Source organism: Candidatus Binatus sp. (assembly GCF_030646925.1).
Classification (GTDB): Bacteria; Desulfobacterota; Binatia; order Binatales; family Binataceae; genus Binatus.
Map to the genome: position 1 here is coordinate 1 of NZ_JAUSKL010000108.1, position 3921 is coordinate 3921.

Sequence of the window (3921 nt, forward strand, 5' to 3'; positions counted from 1 at the left end):
CGCCTGCATGCAAGATTTGCATCCGATACATAGATTCGGATCGAAATCCACAATTCCGTCGGCGCGAGTATAGAGCGAGCGGGTCGGACAAATCTCGACGCACGGCGCGTCGTCGCAATGGTTGCAGCGCATCACGCCGAAGTGCCGGCTGACGTCGGGGAACTCGCCCTTCTCGATATATTTGACCCAGGTGCGGAACACGCCAAGCGGAACGTTGTGCTCCTCTTTGCACGCGACCGTGCAGGCGTGGCATCCGATACAAAGATCCTGGTCGATGACGAATCCGTAGCGCATGATGGGGCGTCAACGAGGATTGTTCCCCGCCGGAGATGCGCAGGTATGGCGGAGAGGATCTTTGAGCTTCGTGAACAGTCTCATGCGTAACCCGACAAATCTCGTGTTGAATTCGATTATGCTGACGTGGCTTCAGACAGTAGGTCTACGTTCGCTATTTCTCGCGTGCGCCCGCACGCTCTGAATCGGCGTCCCGACTTTCATTACGGCCAAACCCAAAAGCTTCGGGGCTGCCTTCTCCGCCGAGGCCGAAGATGGTTTTCCCGGCGGCGGTCAGGATGAGGTCGAGGTTTTCGTGGTGGCAGTAAAACTGCCAATCGCGCATCATGCGCGAAACCGGACCCGGCTCCATGTAGATCGACGAGCCGCAGCTGGCCTGGACCAGTTCGACCACCCGCTGCACCGCGGTCTGCGAATATGCCCGCAGCATCCGGCTGTAATCGAATGCCTGCGGATAACGGCGCGTCCGATATAGCTCGGAAGTCTCGGCCAACAGCAATTCCGCCGTCACCAGCATCACCTTGGCTTCGGCCATGTGGTGCTGGATGAAGGGATCGGAGGTGCGGCGGCGTTCGCGCAGATAATTGATTGCGTAATCGAACAAGTGTGCGCCTACCCCCTGGAAGTTCGAGGAGAACTGGGGCAGATAGCGCGCCTGCACTTGCGACGACCAGTAAGAACCCGGTGGCCCGATGACCGCGTCGTCGGCGACGGACACGCGGTCGAAGTTGACCTGGTGACTGACGGTCGCACGCATCCCGGTGGCCTGATCCCACCATCGCGGCTGGACGCTAACACCCGGGCCTTCGCAATCGACCATGCACAGGAGGAGTTGGCTCATCGGGTTAGCAACATTGTCGGGAAATGCGAATACGATCGCGAATTTAGCCGCGCCGGCATTGGTCGAGTAAAACTTGCGTCCGCTGAGTTCCCATCCGCCACTGACTCGATGAGCGACCGTGAATGCGGGACGTTCGCCGACTGTAGGCCGCCCGTTCTGCTCGGATCCCCAGCCGCCGAAAATCGCGCCCGATTCGGCCACCGGGCGCAGGAAGCGTTCTTTCTGCTCGGTTGTGCCGAGTAGCGCGACCGTATGGGTCATATTGGTGTGGACCTGCTGGCTGTGACAACTCGCGCTATCAGCACCGGCCAGCGCGCGGGTCACCAGCCAAACCGGCAGTGGGTCGTCGGTATCCGGGCCGATTCCGAGTCCGCCGAGCGCGCTCGGAACGCACATCGCGTCAAGCTTCGCGCGATGCAGCGCGCTGAAAAGTTCGTCTGGAAAGCGGTTTTCCCGGTCCCATGTCTCGGCATTTGGCGCGACCACTTCTGCCGCGATTTGTTCCGCAGTTTTGACCAGACGGAGCGAGGCCGGGGAGAGTTTTTCCTTGAGCATCAATGTTCCCGCGACCTCTCGAGCGAGGTATTCAGCGCCTCTGTCTGACGGAGCTTTTCAGCCGGTGCGTCGTCAAGCCTGATGCCTGCGCGCTTGAGCAGCGGCAGCACATGCTCGGCGAAGTAGGTGAGATCGCTCAAGTAGTTATGAAACACCAGGCTCACGCAATCGAGCCCATTTTCCTTGAACTCCACAAGTCGGGCCGCGACCTGCCGCGGATTTCCGATTACGCGGATCCCGCCCCATATTGCGCCGCTGCGATCGATCGCGCGCTCGGCCTTGTCCACGAATGCCTTGGAGCCTTTGGGATCGACCAAGCCCTTGCCCGGCGAATGCATCGCTTCAATTACCTCCAGGTCGGCCCGGTCGCAGATCTGCTCGAACGCCCGGCGCGCGTCGGCCTCGGTGTCACGGCATATCACGTACACATTGCTTGCGACCTTGAGATCCTTTCCGTAGCGGCGGCCGAAGCCCTTGACGCGCTCGATTCCGGCGCGCATGTCTCGCGAGCCGGTGAGGTCTTGTTCTCCGCCGGCCGAGGTGAAGACCCAATCGCAATGGCGCGCGGCGAAATCAAGTCCCGCGTCGGAGACGCCCGCGTTCACCATGATAGGCAACCGCGCGGGCTTGGGACTCATCCAAGCCGCTTCAGTCTTTAAGAACTTGCCCTCGAAGGTGACCGGCTCGGGATCGCTCCAGATCCGCTTTACGAGGGTCACGAACTCGTCCGACATCGCGTAGCGCTCGTCATGATCGCGCCACGGGACACCGAAATGACGCGCGTTGAGTTCCGAGATTCCCGCGACGAAGTTGGGACCCCATCTCCCTTCGCTGATCCAGTCGAGCGTTGCGCCGATCTTCGCGAAGAACAGCGGATGCACGCACTGGTATGCGGTGTGGATGGTGGAGATGAGCAGCAGCCGTTTGGTGATTGGGGCGAGAGCGGCCGCAACCGCGGTGGCATCGAGTGCGTCGGCGCGCGCTCGGCCGTAGCCGCCATAACCGCCCTTGGTATAATAGCCGTTGCCCATGAACACGTAGTCGAGCCCGAGCCGATCAGCGAGTTGCGCCACCGATGCCAAAAAACTCCATTCAATGTTGGTCTCGGTCGGCTCGAACGAGGCGGTCCATGCTCCCTGGCCCTGAGGAAACATCAGGCCGAGAATCAGCGGCTCGCGTTCGATCATCTCACGTGATGGCACTGCGTGGTCCTCTTGTTCCCTACCGCCATTAAGCTAAACCGGTACCAACGTCAAGACTTCAGTACCGTTCGACAAGCCGTCGAGCGGAGTGCAAACGCCGACAGAGAGTTCCGATCCGCCTGCGCCTGACCCGCTATCGTGAAGCGGCGGGTTTTTTCAAGCCGATGTGTAACCAGAACCGAGATTAAGCCCGAATTCCTCTCCCCACTCGCAGGGCAGGTCGATCAGCGTGCCGCCTTCGGTCACGGAGCCGAGAATGTGGAGCGCCTCGAGCAGGATTCGGCGCTGCGTCACTTTGTCAAACGGATGCCCGAACGGATTGCCCATCGGAAAATTCACGAACGCCGTGCGCGGCGCTCTAACCTGCGAGCTCAAATCGCGGCCGGTCGAGACGAGCACGGTTGAAACTCCGGCCTCTTCGATCGCGCGCGCTGCCAGACCAACGGTCTGGTGATCCAGCGGTCAGCCAGGGACCATGACCACCGCATCGACTGCCTCTTCCGCGAGCCGCCGGGCAAGCGCTGGCGCGGCCTGTGTCATCACCGCGGTCCGGATGTAAGTTCTGCCCATGAAGCCGCTGTAGTGATGCGGCGCGACGGAGCCGACGACGCCCTCAGCGGCAAGCTCGCGCAGGCGGTCGAGCGGAAAGATGCAATTGATGTCGCGATCGGCGTCGCCATGGTTGTAGTAGTCGTCGTGAATCTGAAAATGCGCGGAGGCAGTCTCAGCCGGAATCGCGTCGACGCGCAGATCGTTGCGCGCCAGCGGGTCGAACGGCGGCGCATCCTTGCGTGACACCCCGCCCGAGGTCAACAGCGCGACCCGGCATTGGTTAAGCGGCTTTCGCAGCGGCGTCAGCGGCGCGGTTTCATACACCGACCACTGGTACGGCGGAAATCCCTGGTTTCGGTAAAACGCGTTCAGGCGGTCAACATAGGCAATCGGTTTCATTTCTGAAAACCTCCGGCGGTTAATCCGTGGCGCTTCTCGTAAACCATTGCAAAGAGCGCGGGCGCGGGGTACTGATCG

At 61.1% G+C, this 3921-nt stretch carries 5 protein-coding genes; all 5 read right to left on the reverse strand.

Features of this window, described 5'->3' with window-relative positions; genetic code table 11:
- Positions 1 to 294: 4Fe-4S dicluster domain-containing protein (locus Q7S58_RS18970; RefSeq protein WP_304829700.1), on the reverse strand; the 294-nt coding region annotated here is incomplete at its 3' end.
- A 154-nt stretch (positions 295 to 448) separates the two neighbouring features.
- Complete coding sequence (locus Q7S58_RS18975) at positions 449 to 1690, reverse strand: acyl-CoA dehydrogenase family protein (RefSeq protein WP_304829703.1); 1242 nt, start codon at positions 1688 to 1690, stop codon at positions 449 to 451.
- Positions 1690 to 2892 carry an LLM class flavin-dependent oxidoreductase gene (locus Q7S58_RS18980; RefSeq protein ID WP_304829706.1) on the reverse strand — a complete coding sequence of 401 codons (1203 nt, stop codon included), beginning with the start codon at positions 2890 to 2892 and terminating at the stop codon, positions 1690 to 1692. The genes Q7S58_RS18975 and Q7S58_RS18980 overlap by 1 nt, the downstream gene beginning before the upstream one ends.
- A 156-nt stretch (positions 2893 to 3048) precedes the next feature.
- A complete protein-coding gene (locus Q7S58_RS18985; protein WP_304829708.1) occupies positions 3049 to 3291 on the reverse strand; it encodes a hypothetical protein in 243 nt (80 codons plus the stop codon).
- A gap of 63 nt (positions 3292 to 3354) precedes the next feature.
- Complete coding sequence (locus Q7S58_RS18990; protein ID WP_304829711.1) at positions 3355 to 3843, reverse strand: glycine/sarcosine/betaine reductase selenoprotein B family protein; 489 nt, start codon at positions 3841 to 3843, stop codon at positions 3355 to 3357.
- Between the last annotated feature and the right edge of the window lie 78 nt (positions 3844 to 3921).

Bases quoted from the DNA above. Each gene is read 5' to 3' on its own strand.
- Q7S58_RS18975 (WP_304829703.1), bottom strand. From the start codon at position 1,690: ATGCTCAAGGAAAAACTCTCCCCGGCCTCGCTCCGTCTGGTCAAAACT.
- Q7S58_RS18990 (WP_304829711.1), bottom strand. From the start codon at position 3,843: ATGAAACCGATTGCCTATGTTGACCGCCTGAACGCGTTTTACCGAAAC.